This window comes from Vibrio sp. SG41-7, assembly GCF_014164465.1.
Classification (GTDB): Bacteria; Pseudomonadota; Gammaproteobacteria; order Enterobacterales; family Vibrionaceae; genus Vibrio; species Vibrio splendidus.
In genome coordinates, this window is sequence record NZ_JACJFF010000027.1 from 21,972 (window position 1) to 38,833 (window position 16,862).

Here is a 16,862-nt window from a genome sequence, read left to right on the forward strand (position 1 = left end):
CTTATTCTGCATTTTTAAGGAGTATATATGCAGAAATACCGAATGCTCATTTCCTTCGGTCTCGCGACATTAAGCCTATCTGCTCAGGCGACAGAATGGTTAATTGAATCTAATGACCAGTTTGACGGCGGTCAGTTTCATCTAGAAGAAATATATCGTTTTGAAAATGGCAACAGGTTGTGGTTGGGAGATGACGCTCATTTTGAATTGCCGCCTTTATTTTCCTCAGTCAATATTCACTATTTGTTACCAAATCAACAGTTAGCACCTATAACCCAACCCCATAATCAAAAAAAAGCAATTCAAACGGCATCGGAAGAGAGGACTCAACATGGTTTTAATATCGCAGGATTTAACCATCTAACAGACTCCGAAAGGCAATGTGATCGTTTTCGAATCGCCGTTTTAGATTCTGGTATAGACATCAACCATAATGCTTTATCTGAGGTTAATTTTGTCGATTCTTTTGACGCAACCAATAATAGCGAACAGGTGACCGATGATTACGGGCATGGAACTCACGTAACAGGCATTATTGCTGCAGAAAGCAATGGGATGATTCAAGGGGCTTGTTCAAGCGCAACAATTATGCCAGTTCGTTTTCTTAATTCATCGGGTGGCGGCTCTGTCGCTGATGCGATTAAAGGGATTCATTGGGCGATAGACCATTCTGCTGACATGATTAATCACTCTTGGAGTATTCTTAGTTACTCACAACCTTTATATGATGTTCTACGTGATGCTGATAATCGTGGCATTATCCAAGTGGCTGCTGCGGGTAACTCAAATTATGACACCGCAATCAATGATAGTTATCCCGCTTCTTTTTCAAAAAAAATGCCTCTATTGCTTTCTATTGCTAACTGGGACGATGCACAATCAAGTAGGGCTGTAACAAGCAATTATGGCTGGTCAAGCGTTGATTTAGCAGCGCCAGGAACGATGATTGCCAGTTTGGCGCCAAATAATCAAACCCGTGTTGACAGCGGAACTTCAATGGCAGCACCATGGGTATCTGCAGCATTGGCAATGAAAGCTCAAGCTAATAATACGATAAATGACGCAGAGCTAATCGCTGGCATTTTACAACAGTCTCAGTACCAATCGGCTCTGCTTGGGTATGTAAGGGATGGTAAACTTCTTAATGTAGCCCAATTAGACGACGTTAACTTGCCCTTATCACAAGCTCTAAGTATTCAACGACAAGACGATACGATTGTTTTTGATGGTTATGCGTTAAATGAAATTGCACAAATCCTATTTCACTCAGCTAAACCTGATAGTGAACCGCTAGATATTGAACTTTTAGCGCAGACTGCCACTACGTTAACCATACGTAATTGGGACCTTCCTGCGGGATGGTTTGAATTTATAAGCAACTCTGAGAGTTCCACACAACTTGGCTATACCCCTGAAACACCGTCCCCCAAGTACCTAACTAGCCGGCATTCAGATAGGGGTAACACTCTGACTTGGAGTGGTAATCACTATGTCGATCGATACATTATCTACAAAAAAAGAAATGGTAGATTCTATGAATTAGAAGCTGTCTTAGGACCAAATAATCAGTACTTAGATCACTCTGGTGAAGATAATGATATCTACAAGGTTCGCAGCCGATACGATATTAATGTTGGGGAAAGAGCAATTACGTTGAGCTCACCGCTCAGTGAGGTGTCGGATAGTTCAACATTGGCTTGGAACAGCGTTGAGTATGCCGATATTCCGATTGGCTCTAATGCGATATTGCCAATCCTAAGTGAGTATACAAAGCCGCAATTTACGTTATTGAATGATGACTCTAATTTGGTATTGGATTTGCGTGGCAACGAGCTTGTCATTGATACGGACACAGTACGAAGTGGCACCGTTCAAATCCTCGAAATGACGTCTGGGGATGTGATGAGTTGGCCTATCACTGTTTCTGATAATCCTCAGTGGCAAATTGATTATCAAGGTCAACCATTGACATTATTCCATGTAGATAGTGATGTTTTTTCAATGCAGAAACTTGCCAACAGCACGCTGAATATCTCGGGTCAATGGTTACAAAGTGATTCTTCACTTCAATTGGTATTAGACAGCCCCAATTGGCAATTTGGCAGTGCAACGGCGGTCGACGTCAACAATGGCACTCCAGTAAGCCTAGATACAACATTACACTCAATCATGATCGTACCACCGTCTGAAATATCATCCATAACACCTTTTAATATCACCATTGATTTCGAGCTTAATTCACTGGCTCAACCGAGCTCTAGTAGCGATAGTCGGTGTTTTATCGCGACCTCTCTTTATCAAGATGACCTCCCTAAGCTGACTTTCTACCGAGATTTTAGAGACCATCTATTATTAAACCTTCCTTATGGACACGAGTTTGTAGACTGGTATTACGAAAACTCACCAACGTGGGTTGAATGGTTTAATACAAAACCTCAGTTTAAATCGTTATTACGTCATCTCTTAGATGTCATTTGGTGGGCTGCGCAAAATCCATTTTTACTGTTTCTTATGCTCTTATTATCTGCAGTGAACATTTATCGCCGCCAATCTGCAAACACTTCATCCACAGCCTGACAGCTTATGGTGCTCTTTTCTATCAATACGGCGGCGTGGATAAGATGATCATCTTCCACGCCAAAGTGAGCTCTTCTAGTTTTTAAATGACCGACTGTGACTACTCACCGCCGATTAGGGCGATGCTTCTTAGCTTCAAAGGCGTAACTCAGTAAATAGAGTCGAACTTGGCTGTTGCTTGGTTTTGGTGTTTGGCTTTGCTGTTTTTCAATGACAACGAATTCAGAAGGTGAATCTTCTCGTTTTTAGGTATGTTGACTAAGTGGTGTAGTTTACGACGGTTGTTGTCAAACATTTTTGGGGGAAGGTTGTGCTCTAAACAAAACTGAGCTGCGGGCTGTTTACCATTGTGCCTAAATATATGATCTGATTACATCATTCGAATATAACTCACTTAATCAATATGAATGACTTAAGAAATACCTAAATTAATCCGCTCAAAGCGAACGCATAAGGTTATCAACGAGCGGATAACCATTTCCTTTAGGGCATGGAGCATGTCAATGTTCATCAAATGACATTTTTTTTCACATCCGATCCGGCTACCTGCGCCCTTTCTTGATCTTCCACTACAGTTTTGACTGTAAACTGTAGTAAAATTACGCTAATTTGTTTTTATACCGATTTATTTTGAATTGAACGAGGTCAGTCCTATGTCAGCTAAGAAGCCAATGGCTCTAGTGATCCTTGACGGTTACGGTTACCGTCAAGACAACCAAGACAACGCTATCGCGAACGCTAATACACCTGTATTAGACGGTCTTATTGCTAACCAACCTAACACGCTAATCTCGGCTTCTGGCTTAGATGTAGGCTTACCTGATGGCCAAATGGGTAACTCTGAAGTGGGTCACACCAACATCGGTGCGGGTCGCGTGGTATACCAAGATCTTACTCGTATTACTAAGTCAATTTCAGACGGCGAGTTCGGCCAAACTGAAACGCTAGTTAACGCTATCGATAAAGCGGTGAAAGCTGAGAAAGCGGTTCACATCATGGGTCTGATGTCTCCAGGTGGCGTTCACTCGCATGAAGACCACATCTACGCAGCAGTTGAAATGGCAGCAGAGCGTGGCGCAGAGAAAATTTACCTACACGCATTCCTAGACGGCCGTGATACGCCGCCACGTAGCGCTGAAAACACACTTGCACGCTTCCAAGCGTTGTTCGCTAAGCTAGGTAAAGGCCGTGTGGCTTCTCTTATTGGTCGTTACTACGCAATGGACCGTGATAACAACTGGGATCGCGTTCAAGAATCTTACGACCTGCTGACTCAAGCAAAAGCAGAGTTCACATTCGACACTGCAGTGGCTGGTCTAGAAGCGGCTTATGCTCGTGATGAAAACGATGAGTTCGTTAAAGCGACTGAAATCAAAGCGGAAGGCGAAGAGTCTGCCGCTATCGTGGATGGCGATGCAGTTATCTTCATGAACTACCGTGCTGACCGTGCTCGTGAAATTACACGTGCATTCGTGCCTGATTTCGATGGTTTTGCTCGTAACGTATTCCCAGCGATCGATTTCGTGATGCTGACTCAATATGCGGCAGACATCCCGCTTCTATGTGCATTCCCACCGGCTTCTCTAGAGAACACTTACGGTGAATGGCTATCGAAGCAAGGTAAAACGCAGCTACGTATCTCTGAAACAGAGAAATACGCGCACGTGACGTTCTTCTTCAACGGCGGTAAAGAAGACGAGTTTGAAGGCGAAGAGCGTCAGCTTGTTGCTTCTCCAAAAGTCGCAACGTACGACCTGCAGCCAGAAATGAGCGCGCCAGAGCTAACTGAAAAGCTGGTTGCAGCAATCAAAGGCGGCAAATACGACGCTATCGTTTGTAACTTCCCTAACTGTGACATGGTTGGCCACACTGGCGTTTACGATGCAGCGGTTAAAGCGGTAGAGTCGCTAGACGAATGTCTTGGCAAAGTGGTTGAAGCAATCAAAGAAGCTGACGGCCAACTGCTTATCACAGCGGACCACGGTAACGCGGAAATGATGGTAAACCCAGAAACGGGCGGCATCCACACAGCGCACACTAACCTACCTGTTCCACTTATCTACGTAGGCAGCAAAAACGTTGAGTTCAAAGAAGGCGGTAAGCTGTCTGACTTAGCACCAACGATGCTTTCTCTGTCTGGTATTGATATCCCAGCAGAAATGTCAGGTGATGTGATCGTTAAGTAGCTTTTAACTTTCATCGAATACTAGAACGGCTGCACGCGAGTGTGGCCGTTTTTTTGTATCTGGAATTTGAGTATAGATACGGGATGCGAGTAAACGGGATACGAAGAGCTTTAAGAGCAGATTCGGGATGCGGGTAATCGAGATGCGAAGAGCTTAAGGGCAGGAATTGGGTGAGAAAAATATGCAGGGGAGAACAGAAGGACACGACCTTAAACAAAAGACGAAAAGAACGGCCTTGATAAATATCGAAAGAGTGACATTGCTTGGATGATTAGGTAGCTTAAGGCCCATACTATACTTGTCTTTTACCTTACCTCTAGGTTGTTTATATGAACTCAAACCGTTGGAAGCAACGACTGCAAAACTTAATGAAAGCGCAGCAAAGGCTTGAGAGAGCGTGCTCACAAGATAGCTACAATGAGTTAGAGCTCGCTGGGTTAGTACACACTTTTAAGTTTTCCTTTGAGCTGACATGGAAGACCCTTAAAGATTTACTTGAGTTTGAAGGGTTTGATGTGGCTTCGCCGAGGAGCGTTTTTCGTACGGCCTTAGAAGCTAAGCACCTATCTTCGGAGCAGTGTGAGATTATGCTTGAAGCACTCATAAAACGAAATTTATTGTCCCACACTTATGATGAGGAAAATGTCCTTGAAGCTCAGTCACTGATCTTAGAGTCATTTTCACCAGTGATAGGGCAAGTCACACTCTATTTAAAGCTTAAATGTGATCAAGAGGGTCAATGCGAACAAGAGGTTAAATGTGATCGATAGTTATTTGGTTCAACCAGACTCTGTCGGCCTTAAGCCTCATCAGTATCAGCTGATTGAGGATATTGTTTTGAACCATGTCTCAGTCATTCATGCCTGGGTGTTTGGTTCTAGAGCCCTTGGAACTTATAAAGATAACTCCGACATCGATATTGTTATCGAGGGGCACGGTATTTCGTTAAGTGTCGTCGCAGGCTTACAAGATCGTTTAGAACAGTCGTCGCTTCCATTCAAGGTTGACTTGCTCGTGAAGCATAGAATTACATCAAGTGAGTTACTTGCCCATATTGACACTTATGGGATTAAACTAAAGTAACCGAGGAGAAAAATACAAGTCAACTATGTATTTTTTCGTTGCCCTAGTTAGTACTACATGTTCGTTTAATTGTACAAGTGGGCGCAAGGGGACTATACTTGTTCCATAAACTGTACATATGGGGTTTCTTATGAGAATCGTATCTTTTACTGAAGCTAGAAATGGTCTCAAAGCTGTTTTGGACGGTGTTGTTAATGATGCTGATACAACAGTCATTACACGTCGTGATTCTGAAGATGCTGTGGTTATGTCTTTAGACTACTACAACAGCCTTATGGAGACCGTTCACTTACTTCGTTCACCTCAAAACGTTGAGCATTTAAATCGCTCCATAGCACAGTATCGTGCTGGAAAAACAACAGCCCGAGAGCTGATTGATGAGTAGTCGTCAACGTTTACTATCGTGGACAGATGACGCTTGGGACGACTACCTGTATTGGCAGACTCAAGACAAGAAGACGTTAAAGCGTGTCAACAAACTTATTAATGATGTGAAGCGTTCTTCATTTGATGGCATTGGTAAGCCAGAACCGTTAAAAGAGAACTTGTCTGGGTTTTGGTCTCGTCGCATTGACGATACCAATAGGCTTGTCTATGCAGTCGATGATCAAGCGATAACGATAATTTCGTGTCGTTACCACTACTAATATGTTGTCTGATGATAATGGCGCTTCTTGATGGTGAAATTTTATATTATTGATCTAGCGAGATAAGGTTTGCTTCTTTTTATTTAAGACCGAACGCTCAAAATCCAACAACCACTCCTTGCGGTTCATGCCGCCGGTGTAGCCGGTTAATGTACCGTTTGCACCAATCACTCGATGGCAGGGTACAACAATACTGAACGGATTCTTGCCGTTCGCACCACCCACAGCCCTTACGGCTTTTGGGTTGTCCATTCTCTTTGCTTGCTCACCGTAACTGATGGTTTTGCCATAAGGAATGGTCGTTAAAGCCTGCCAAGCGGCTTTTTGAAAGTCAGTGCCTTTTATCGCTCTTAATGGCAAATCGAATTCTGTTCGTTGACCTGCAAAGTACTCATCTAACTGTTTCGCTGCCAGTTGGCAAAGGCTATCTGGATTGCTAGTCAATAACTCTTCATGATTTACATGGTCAATTTCAATAATCGACACACCATTGCTCACAATGATCATCTTGCCAATTGGTGCGTCATAAAGCATTTTGTAAGTGGTGTCTTCCATGGATTGTTTCCCTCTTTCTCGCATTTTCTTGAAGTTTGGTTCGTAATGCGCAACGCGCTACACTCTCTGTATGATTAAAACATTCAAGCATAAAGGCCTCAAAAATTTTTTGAGACTGGCAGCAAAGCCGGTATTCAAGCTAAGCATGAGCGTAAGCTTAGGATGCAGTTGGCAGCTATAGATACTGCAACCATTATTGATGATGTTGATCTACCTGGTTTAAGCTTCACCCATTAAAAGGGGATAGAGATGGTATTTGGTCAATCACAGTAAATGGTAATTGGCGTATTACTTTCGAATTTATTGATGGTAATGCCTATATTTTAAATTATGAGGATTATCACTAATGAGTATGCACAACCCTCCTCACCCAGGTGAGTTTATTTATGACCTATATATGGAACCGTTTGGTTATAGCTGTCGTTTTGTTGCAAAGCAACTTGATGTATCACCTTCTACGCTGAATCGTGTTCTTAAAGGCCAAAGTGCAGTTTCTCCTGAAATGGCTTTACGTCTTTCCAAGTCATTGGGTAGAACTCCGGAGAGTTGGTTAACAATGCAGGATCACTATGATCTGTGGCAAGCAAAACAGAACGTTAATCTAGCGAAGGTAAATACGATCAACTTTGCTTTAGCGACATAAATATAACGAAGATGGACTAAGCGCTGCGCAGTCAGCGTTTGTCTTCCAGTTTTTGGTTTGTACTATCCCTCTTCGCATCCCGGTTACTCGCACCCCGTATCTGCTTTAGCTCTAACACGAAGTGCAAAACAATACCCTGAAGCACCACCGACAATGTTCCCCAAGGCTAAGCCTATAAACAGTCCTTCGACGCCATCAATTTGGCTGCCGATCCACGCAAAGGGCAAGGTAAAGACAAACAAACGCATGAAGCTCCATTGAAAGGCTTTGAGTGGTTGATGCATGGCATTCATGCCGCTGATCAGCATCATCACAATACCTTGGAATCCATAGCTAAAGGGGACGACCAACAGGTAATGCCACAAAATGCCTCGTACGGATTCTTCTTGAGAGAACAGGGCGGCTAAAGGAATGCTTAGCGGCACCATCATTAAGAAAATCAAACCTTGGAACATCACGGCAAAACGCATACTGAGAAACAGTGCTTTAAAGCTGCGTTGAGGGTTGTTTGCGCCAAAGTTCTGCGCCATGAAAGGTGTAAGTGCTGAAGTCAGAGACATCAATACAATGATAAGAATTGACTCAATACGCTGGGCAGCACCATAAGCAGCAACGGCTTCGGTTCCTTGTTTGGCCAACATCATCATTATGATGGCACCGGCTAATGGATTCAGAGCGTTAGACAGAGCGGCTGGTGTGCCTATTTTTAGGATTTGTCGCCAGTCACTGACGATGTTTTTCAGCTTAGGAGGAGCAAGCAGTTTTTCTCGCACGGTCAACACGTACAGTGAGCCACACAAAGCACCAAACCAGCTGAAACCACTGGCAATTGCAGCGCCTTGAATGCCTAATTCAGGGAAGGGGCCGTATCCAAAAATGAGCAAAGGGTCGAGAACGCCGTTGATTAACCCTGCCAGCATCATGATTTTAGCGGGCGTCTTGGTATCGCCACTGGCACGAATGGCACTGTTGCCTGCCATTGGGATCACTAATAGGGGAATGGTGACATACCAGATCAGCATGTACTCGGATATCAGAGGCAGTAACTTTGCTTCGGCACCTAATAAAGTAAATAAGGGTTCGAGTGAGATAATGCCAACGGCGGAAGCGCAACAGACGAGAAGTAGCGCGAGCAATAATCCATGGCAGGTAAATCTCGCCGCATTTTGCGCGCAGCCTTGGCCAAGCAACCGCCCAATACACGTCGAAAGGCCGATACCTATCCCCATGGTGATGCAGTTAATCGCAAAGGTGATTGGGAAGGTAAAGCTCACCGCAGCAAGGGCTTGCGTACCGAGCAATGAGATAAAGAAAGTATCGACGAGGTTAAACATCAAGATCGCCACCATACCGAATATGGTCGGTATGGTCATGGTACGCAATGTACTCTCAATTGGGGCGGTTAATAGCCCGTGCTTATCTTGCATGCAAAACGCCGATAGAAACCAAAAGCGTAGGATAAACAGATGCGGCTTGGAAAGAAAGATGCGAGTAAACGAGATTCGGGATGCGAAGAGCTTGAAGAGCAGATACAAATAGCTAGATGAGGGTAACGGGATGCGAGATACGAAAAGCAAAAACAAAGAAGGCGATTCTCTTGTCTTCTGCTCTTCGCTACTCGTTTACCCGCATCCCGCATCTGCCTTTAAGCTCTTCGCTACTCGTTTACCCGTATCTCGCATCTGCTCTTATCTTTAAGCTCTTCGCATCTCGTTTACTCGCATCCCGTATCTGCCCCTCAGATCACAATTTTTATCTTTTCCCCCTTGGGTTCTTCCACATCGCCCCAACATATTGGGTAACCCCATGCCAATCGTGGCAACTATCAAATTAAATGGAAATTATCAGGAGATCCGACCGATGAATATCCGTCCTCTACACGACCGAGTTATCGTTGAGCGCCAAGAAGTTGAATCTAAATCTGCTGGTGGCATCGTTCTAACTGGTTCTGCCGCTGAAAAATCAACGCGCGGTACTATTCTAGCTGTTGGCAAAGGCCGCATTTTAGAAAATGGTTCAGTACAACCATTGGACGTTAAAGTTGGCGATACAGTTATCTTTTCTGAAGGCTACGGCACTAAAACTGAAAAGATCGACGGCAAAGAAGTTCTGATCATGTCTGAAAACGACATCATGGCGATCGTTGAGTAATCCGCGCCACACATTGAACTGATTTAATAAAGAATTTTAAAGGAAATAAAGATGGCTGCTAAAGACGTTAAATTTGGTAACGACGCACGTATTAAAATGCTAGAAGGTGTAAACGTTCTGGCTGACGCAGTAAAAGTAACGCTAGGCCCTAAAGGCCGTAACGTTGTTCTAGACAAATCATTTGGCGCACCAACTATTACTAAAGATGGTGTTTCTGTTGCACGTGAAATCGAGCTTGAAGACAAGTTCCAAAACATGGGCGCACAAATGGTTAAAGAAGTGGCTTCGCAAGCGAACGACGCTGCGGGCGACGGTACAACTACAGCTACAGTTCTAGCTCAAGCTATCATCACTGAAGGCCTAAAAGCGGTTGCAGCTGGCATGAACCCAATGGACCTTAAGCGCGGTATCGACAAAGCGGTACTTGCTGCTGTTGAAGAGCTAAAAGGTCTTTCTGTTCCATGTGCTGATACTAAAGCTATCGCGCAAGTAGGTACTATCTCTGCAAACTCTGACGCGACAGTAGGTAACATCATTGCAGAAGCGATGGAAAAAGTAGGCCGTGATGGCGTAATTACGGTTGAAGAAGGTCAGGCTCTACAAGACGAGCTAGACGTGGTTGAAGGTATGCAGTTCGATCGCGGTTATCTGTCTCCTTACTTCATCAACAACCAAGAAGCAGGTTCTGTTGATCTAGAAAGCCCATTCATCCTTCTTATCGACAAGAAAGTTTCAAACATCCGTGAACTTCTTCCGACTCTAGAAGCAGTAGCTAAGGCATCTCGTCCACTTCTAATCATCGCTGAAGATGTAGAAGGCGAAGCGCTTGCAACTCTAGTTGTAAACAACATGCGCGGCATCGTGAAAGTTGCGGCTGTTAAAGCACCTGGTTTCGGTGACCGTCGTAAAGCAATGCTACAAGACATCGCTATCCTAACTGGCGGTACGGTTATCTCTGAAGAGATCGGTCTAGACCTAGAGAAAGTAACGCTAGAAGACTTAGGTCAAGCTAAGCGTGTAACGATCACTAAAGAAAACTCAACCATCATCGATGGCGCGGGTGAAGAAGCGATGATCCAAGGTCGCGTTTCTCAAATCCGTCAACAAATCGAAGATGCGACGTCTGACTACGACAAAGAGAAACTACAAGAGCGTGTTGCTAAGCTAGCTGGCGGTGTTGCAGTAATCAAAGTTGGCGCTGCGACTGAAGTTGAGATGAAAGAGAAGAAAGACCGCGTAGAAGACGCACTTCACGCGACTCGCGCTGCAGTTGAAGAAGGTGTGGTTGCTGGTGGTGGTGTTGCACTTATCCGCGCTGCATCTAAAGTGGCTAACATTGAAGGCGACAACGAAGAGCAAAACGTAGGTATCCGCGTTGCACTACGCGCAATGGAAGCACCGATTCGTCAAATCACTAAGAACGCAGGTGATGAAGAGTCTGTTGTTGCTAACAACGTTCGTGCTGGCGAAGGTAACTACGGTTACAACGCGGCGACTGGCGAATACGGCGACATGATTGCTATGGGTATCCTAGATCCAACTAAGGTAACTCGTTCTGCACTTCAGTTCGCAGCATCCGTTGCTGGTCTTATGATCACAACAGAAGCGATGGTGACAGACAAGCCTCAAGATTCAGCCCCTGCAATGCCTGATATGGGTGGCATGGGCGGTATGGGTGGTATGGGCGGCATGATGTAAACGACCTGGCTTAATCCAGTAAAGTCCATTAAAAGCTCGTAAGCCCAGTGTTTACGGGCTTTTTTAATGTTTATCGTCTAGTGAAGTCCAAGGGCGTATAGCTGGTTCTATGAAAATCGTGAGGGTAATGAGGGGTATCATGTATTTCCTAACTCTCAAGTTTAGTGGTATATTTTGGTTATACCCCACATTTGATACCCCGCATGGGAGCTGTAAATGTCACTAACAGTAAAGGAAATAGATAGTTTATCGTGTCCTGAAGGTAAGTCTCAAATCAAGAGATCTGCTGGTAATGGATTGTTTTTATTTGTAAAAAGTAATGGTTCAAAGCTCTGGCGTTTTCGTTTTAGGTACTCATCGAAGTACCAAGAGATGGCTCTAGGGAAGTACCCCACAGTAACGCTCTCTAAGGCTCGTGATTTAGCTGATGAAGCTCGGGCATCTTTGGTTCATGGGATTAATCCTATGGATGAGAGAAGGGAAAGGAAGCGTAGTAAAAGTGTTGACCAAAGTAATATTTTCTCAGCCGTGGCTATAAAGTGGTGGGAGCAACAAAAAGATTCTTGGTCAACGGATCATGCCGCGCGGGTTAGACGTTGGCTAATGGTTGACTCTAAAAGTATCTGTAACCTTCATATTGATGAGGTTGATGCCGGGCACATCACGGATCTCATGCTAGCTATTGAGGCAGCTGGTGCGCCTAAGAAAGCTCCTAACATACTTGCTGTTATCAATCGAGTGTTTGGCTATGCATTAGCTCATCGACTAACACGAAGCAACCCCGCTCAAGGATTACCACTCAGAGACATATTAAAGCCCCTACCTAAAGTTCAACATCGAGCCGCAATTGTGAATCCAGTTGAACTGGCTCAACTGATCAAGGATATCGATACAACGCCTACGGGTAACTATTGCACTGTGGAAGCGCTTAAATTACTTCCTCGGGTCTTTTTAAGGCCAAGAGAAATAAGAAATCTAAAATGGGACTATATTGATTTTGACGCGTGTTTAATCAGGATTCCTGCAGAAGAGATGAAACGTAATCGAGAACATTTAGTGCCCATGTCAAAACAAGTCGCAGAGCAGTTAAGGGATGTTAAGTTGGTAACCGGTTACTCTTCGCTTGTATTCCCGAACCAAAGAGATAGCAGTAAGCCCATGAGTAAAAATATCCTAACGAATCGGTTGCGAGATTTAGGGTATCCCGCAGACGTGATGTCTGCGCATGGGTTTCGAAGCACAGCCTCAACGATTTTGCATGAGAAAGGCTGGAATTCAGAGGTAATTGAAACACAATTGGCTCACTTGACGGGAACCGCTACTTCAAGGGCTTATAATCGCTCACTTTATTTAGCTGAGAGAGTCAAACTTATGCAAGATTGGTCTGATTATTTAGGGGACTTATCAGATGGTTGTTAGCGGTATGCTCTATGTTTTCTGTGCGACATACTCGATGCGAGCTATATTTAGCTAGACAAGAGGTCCGTCGTTCTGCTTCGGTATGTTTCTAGATGGTGTATGTATTCTGTTGAAAAATATTAACGTTACGAGTTTGTTAATGTTTTGTTTGCCTTTCTTTGTGGGGTGATGATATGGTGTGATGTTCGATAACAGATGAATTTAGTTAATTGTAACGGCACTTTATTGAGATGCGGGTGAGATTCGGATCGTCGCTTTATCGAGGCTTGTTGACTGCTAGCATTAGCTGATAGATTTTGATGGAGGTCTGATTTGAAAAATGGAACATCTATACTATCTATAACTTCTCTTCTTATATTACTGGGCGGTGTATTTTTCTTTGTCTCAAAAAAAAATGCCTTAAATGAAATTAGCACCATAAGAGAGAGGGCGGAGAACTATTCGTTAGTTATGCTTCAAGATTTAGGGTATGGTGGCTTAATCCATAACGTAAAGAATTATCTTTTGAGAAGGGATCCTGAATACTATAAGCAAGGCAAAGACAATGTTGCTAACCTTAAGCAATTAAATACAGTGATAGTTGGAGTGAGTAACCCCACCATTCTACAAAACCATGCAGACTTAATGTCCATGATTGATCATTATGATAAAGCTTTAGATATTATTAAGAACAATGTAGATCTCGATACATTGACATTAGATTCTTATATTGCCTTTGATGATATTAAGACTATTGAGATTGTTTATGATATTCAAGCCGCTAATATCATAATAAAACAAACCTATACTAAAGCAAGTGAAGAGCTGCTGTTTATTATGGTGGCCTTTATTGTTACCTCGGTTATACTTTTTTGTATATCAATTATTTCTCATTTAAAAGAATCAGAGGTTAATCGATACATTGCCCAAAAAGAAAAACTAGCAGCGAGTAAAGTGGAAAAAGCATTGAGCACTGAAAATTCCTTGTTAAAAATAAGTAACAAAATTTTACCTAAAAAATTTGATACTAATATTACTAGCCCAACGTTATACAGTTCCTATAGAATTAAAGGTAATGATTGTGATATTAGCTTAGCTAAAATAGCGATTTTCATATTACTTTCCAACAAAAAAATACAATATTTCATTGAAGGTGATTTGTTATCTATGAGAAGAGTGATAAATCTAAAAGGCGACATTAAAGTTTTGAATCAACTATTGCGTAAAGTTGGCTTGAATGTCGACTTGTCTGAAGTAAATGTCAATGAAAATAAGGGATATTAAGTTTAAAATTTATGAGTTTAGATTATAATAAACTTTTTATTTCTATCCTTATATCAGTGTTGCTGATTTTTAGCTTAGTCTGGTGGGGGAGGAGCACTTATATGATTTATTCTAACCCAAATAGTCTATATGGGTTGTGGTTGGAGCTTGATGTACCTAGTTACCAGAAAGAAGAATTATACTTATTTGAAGGAGGGGTGAAGGTAAATCATCGGTTAATCAGTACCTCATTTGAATTTGACGGTAATGTGTTGACTTTTCATACTGGCTCAGGGAAGAATGTCTATATTTTCAATCGTAATGAGGAAAAATTAACTCTAACAAAGAAGTTTCCACCTAACGAGCAGAAAATGTTTTTAAAACAGTGAATAACAGTAAGTTTAATATAAGGTTAGTTTGATATTGGAGAGTGTCGCACTTCGTAGTTGAATTCGGGACTAAACTGAATTCGCTCGCAAATATGGGGTTGGTTATGCTGGTTTTCAGCATTTTCGTAGTCTAGATTACAAGCGTTCATACTCGACTATGGTTATGAAGCTTATAAATCGGGAGTTAAAGAAAAATGGTGGATATGGTCCTGAATAGCGTTGATATTAGAGAAACAGACGCATCTCATAATGGTTAAATATTTAACTGTGAAGCGTATGTGTTAAAAAATCTCGTAGCTCAATAAGCCACAACTACTTCTTTTGACCTCGCCAATGTCGAACTGATATGTGAAGTGGGTGCGCCATGGTTATTCGTCGGTTATAAGAAAAGCCAGCGTTGGCTCTGCTATCTATGGGAATCTTGATATAAAAGAATGATTACTGCTTTCGGAAAATAATCATGAAATTATTTAATGATATACTGAGATTTCAGTCAAACGAAAGTTCATAATTCCGTTTTGTTATTCTGAAGATTATATGGTGTTCTCTGCCAGAACATACTTGATACCTCGCATCAAATGGCTCTTTCGAAAAAAATTGCCTTTCTGAAGTCGTCAGAGATACGCGTTAAAGCTGTCGACCCCTTCTTTATTGAGCGAAAGCCTTACTACTAATCAAAAGGTCGGAGTCACGACCGTCTTTTTCGGATATTAAATGTTCAATAATATCAGTTTGGCTGATAGCTTCTATGATGTCTTGAGCTTGGACATTCAAATCTTCAGATAACTCATTGATAGTGAGGTGATCAATATTATGTCTGAGGTATTCTATTTTTAATTGATCCATAACTTTTTCCTTATAAATTTTAATGACCTGATCTAAATTTTGATGGTTGGTTTTTTGAATTAGGTGTTTTTGTTTTTTATTAAAAGTAAAAATCTAAGAATGATTGGGACGATTTCTCGATCAGACATGTCTTTGATTGAGGGCTCATTAACTATTCAAGCTATCTTAACAATAGCTTGTAATCAGATATAAGCAACCTGAATGTGAATCACTTGATAAAATACCAACACAAATCTTAATTTTACATACAATCTAGCTTAACTGGCCGTTAATTAAGTTTTATTTGGTTTTTTAATCTAATATTTCTATTGACCGACATTAAACCCTCTTATTCGGCAGTGGCGTTATACTGAGTTTTCAATGGCTGAATAAATATATCAAAATATGAATAGGCATTGATGTTTTTTTGATTTTTAATTGTGTTTTATAATATCTCGGGTGATTTGTGGGCTGGCGTTTTTTGGGGGGATTTGCTTATTATAATTAGCAAGTTTAGAAATTGACAATAAGAAGATAAATCTTGATTAACCTTTTGGTGAGATATACCATTTGCTTTTAAATGGAATTTTGTGTTGTTAGTTTTTTTGATAGAAAATTTACTGGCATATTAAGGAAGTAAGTATTATGAGGTTTGGAATGTCTGCCCCTACTTTGTCTGAGAAAGTATCGAAAATGATTCGCCAAGATATCTTAAGTGGTGAATTCCCCCCTGGTAAAAAACTGGTTGTTGCCGATCTAAAAAATAAATATAAAGTTGGGGCGTCGCCTATACGCGAGGCCTTGGTATATTTGTCGTGGAATAAGTATGTTGAGATGGTGCCACAAAAAGGTTGCTGGGTTCCTCAACTCTCAAAACGAGAACTCTATGACTTGTACGGGAGCCTTCGGACGATATCCCCAGTATTGCTCCGGAAGGCGATTGTAGCGAGTGATGAAGGCTGGGAGTTGGGGCTCCTTACTTCCTACCATAAACTGTCACGGTTGAATAGTGCAGAGGAAGAGTTTGATTTTCTAGAATGGGAAGAGCGCTATCAACAGTTCCATCTTGCATTGCTTGACGGTGCCGACTCCGAGAGTATGTTTGAATTTTTTAATAGTCTAAACAATCAGGTGAAACGCTATCGATTTTTGGCGGTATCATCTGAAAGCACGGCCGATGAGATATTTAATATAGGTGAGCTTGAAATGATAATGAAGTACGCACTATCTAAAAATATAGAACAAGCGACTAAGTTGTTAGATCAGTACCTACTGAACTTAATGATACAAGCGGAAAGGACTCTTGAGAAGGTGTAGGTAGTCCTGCACCTCTAGTTATACCAATCGTAGTAAATAACGATTCATCCTAGCTGGTGAAAATACTTGATAACGGCGTTGGAATTTTTGATTGTAGAATAACTTATCAAAAAACTTCATCTAATGTTCT

Annotated in this window: 16 protein-coding genes and 1 pseudogene; 14 read left to right on the forward strand and 3 right to left on the reverse strand. The window is 42.1% G+C overall.

Features of this window, described 5'->3' with window-relative positions; translation table 11 throughout:
* Positions 1-27 precede the first annotated feature (27 nt).
* The 6 genes from H5300_RS09725 to H5300_RS09750 all read left to right on the forward strand — a co-directional run bounded on the left by H5300_RS09725 (position 28) and on the right by H5300_RS09750 (position 6,493).
* Positions 28-2,577 (forward strand): S8 family serine peptidase, encoded by a 2,550-nt coding sequence (locus H5300_RS09725; RefSeq protein ID WP_182795859.1) that lies wholly within the window; start codon positions 28-30, stop codon positions 2,575-2,577.
* Between the two features lie 653 nt (positions 2,578-3,230).
* Positions 3,231-4,763 carry a 2,3-bisphosphoglycerate-independent phosphoglycerate mutase gene (gene gpmM, locus H5300_RS09730; RefSeq protein WP_182795860.1) on the forward strand — a complete coding sequence of 511 codons (1,533 nt, stop codon included), beginning with the start codon at positions 3,231-3,233 and terminating at the stop codon, positions 4,761-4,763.
* 329 nt (positions 4,764-5,092) lie between these two features.
* Positions 5,093-5,533, forward strand: coding sequence for an HI0074 family nucleotidyltransferase substrate-binding subunit (locus H5300_RS09735; protein WP_182795861.1), 441 nt, complete (start codon positions 5,093-5,095; stop codon positions 5,531-5,533).
* Positions 5,523-5,846 (forward strand): nucleotidyltransferase family protein, encoded by a 324-nt coding sequence (locus H5300_RS09740; RefSeq protein ID WP_182795862.1) that lies wholly within the window; start codon positions 5,523-5,525, stop codon positions 5,844-5,846. Before H5300_RS09735 ends, H5300_RS09740 begins: the two co-directional genes overlap by 11 nt.
* Before the next feature lie 130 nt (positions 5,847-5,976).
* Positions 5,977-6,231 (forward strand): type II toxin-antitoxin system Phd/YefM family antitoxin, encoded by a 255-nt coding sequence (locus H5300_RS09745; protein ID WP_005483180.1) that lies wholly within the window; start codon positions 5,977-5,979, stop codon positions 6,229-6,231.
* Positions 6,224-6,493 carry a Txe/YoeB family addiction module toxin gene (locus H5300_RS09750; RefSeq protein WP_016768960.1) on the forward strand — a complete coding sequence of 90 codons (270 nt, stop codon included), beginning with the start codon at positions 6,224-6,226 and terminating at the stop codon, positions 6,491-6,493. The genes H5300_RS09745 and H5300_RS09750 overlap by 8 nt, the downstream gene beginning before the upstream one ends.
* Positions 6,494-6,547: 54 nt before the next feature.
* Here H5300_RS09750 and H5300_RS09755 read toward each other — a convergent pair whose 3' ends face one another.
* Positions 6,548-7,048 (reverse strand): methylated-DNA--[protein]-cysteine S-methyltransferase, encoded by a 501-nt coding sequence (locus H5300_RS09755; protein WP_182795863.1) that lies wholly within the window; start codon positions 7,046-7,048, stop codon positions 6,548-6,550.
* Positions 7,049-7,118: 70 nt separating this feature from the next.
* Between H5300_RS09755 and H5300_RS09760 the strand changes: the two are divergent.
* A pseudogene (locus H5300_RS09760) lies at positions 7,119-7,395 on the forward strand (type II toxin-antitoxin system RelE/ParE family toxin).
* Complete coding sequence (locus H5300_RS09765) at positions 7,395-7,691, forward strand: HigA family addiction module antitoxin (RefSeq protein WP_017067998.1); 297 nt, start codon at positions 7,395-7,397, stop codon at positions 7,689-7,691. Before H5300_RS09760 ends, H5300_RS09765 begins: the two are co-directional and overlap by 1 nt.
* An 83-nt stretch (positions 7,692-7,774) precedes the next feature.
* On the opposite strand, the gene H5300_RS09770 is transcribed toward H5300_RS09765, so the two are convergent.
* A complete protein-coding gene (locus H5300_RS09770; RefSeq protein WP_182795864.1) occupies positions 7,775-9,118 on the reverse strand; it encodes an MATE family efflux transporter in 1,344 nt (447 codons plus the stop codon).
* 433 nt (positions 9,119-9,551) lie between these two features.
* Between H5300_RS09770 and H5300_RS09775 the strand changes: the two genes are divergently transcribed.
* The 5 genes from H5300_RS09775 (at position 9,552) to H5300_RS09795 (ending at position 14,590) form a co-directional block, all read left to right on the forward strand.
* Positions 9,552-9,842 (forward strand): co-chaperone GroES, encoded by a 291-nt coding sequence (locus H5300_RS09775; RefSeq protein WP_004733324.1) that lies wholly within the window; start codon positions 9,552-9,554, stop codon positions 9,840-9,842.
* Positions 9,843-9,893: 51 nt separating this feature from the next.
* A complete protein-coding gene (gene groL, locus H5300_RS09780; RefSeq protein WP_182795865.1) occupies positions 9,894-11,540 on the forward strand; it encodes a chaperonin GroEL in 1,647 nt (548 codons plus the stop codon).
* Positions 11,541-11,756: 216 nt separating this feature from the next.
* The gene (locus H5300_RS09785) at positions 11,757-12,959 is read left to right on the forward strand and encodes a tyrosine-type recombinase/integrase (RefSeq protein WP_182795866.1); all 1,203 of its coding nucleotides are present in this window, start codon (positions 11,757-11,759) and stop codon (positions 12,957-12,959) included.
* A gap of 312 nt (positions 12,960-13,271) precedes the next feature.
* The gene (locus tag H5300_RS09790) at positions 13,272-14,222 is read left to right on the forward strand and encodes a hypothetical protein (protein ID WP_182795867.1); all 951 of its coding nucleotides are present in this window, start codon (positions 13,272-13,274) and stop codon (positions 14,220-14,222) included.
* 101 nt (positions 14,223-14,323) lie between these two features.
* On the forward strand, positions 14,324-14,590 hold the full coding sequence (locus H5300_RS09795; protein WP_182795868.1) for a DUF2850 domain-containing protein: 267 nt from the start codon (positions 14,324-14,326) through the stop codon (positions 14,588-14,590).
* 648 nt (positions 14,591-15,238) lie between these two features.
* Here H5300_RS09795 and H5300_RS09800 read toward each other — a convergent pair.
* A complete protein-coding gene (locus H5300_RS09800; RefSeq protein ID WP_182795869.1) occupies positions 15,239-15,436 on the reverse strand; it encodes a hypothetical protein in 198 nt (65 codons plus the stop codon).
* 624 nt (positions 15,437-16,060) lie between these two features.
* On the opposite strand from H5300_RS09800, the gene H5300_RS09805 reads away from it, so the two are divergent.
* Positions 16,061-16,732, forward strand: coding sequence for a GntR family transcriptional regulator (locus H5300_RS09805; protein WP_182795870.1), 672 nt, complete (start codon positions 16,061-16,063; stop codon positions 16,730-16,732).
* Positions 16,733-16,862: the final 130 nt, after the last annotated feature.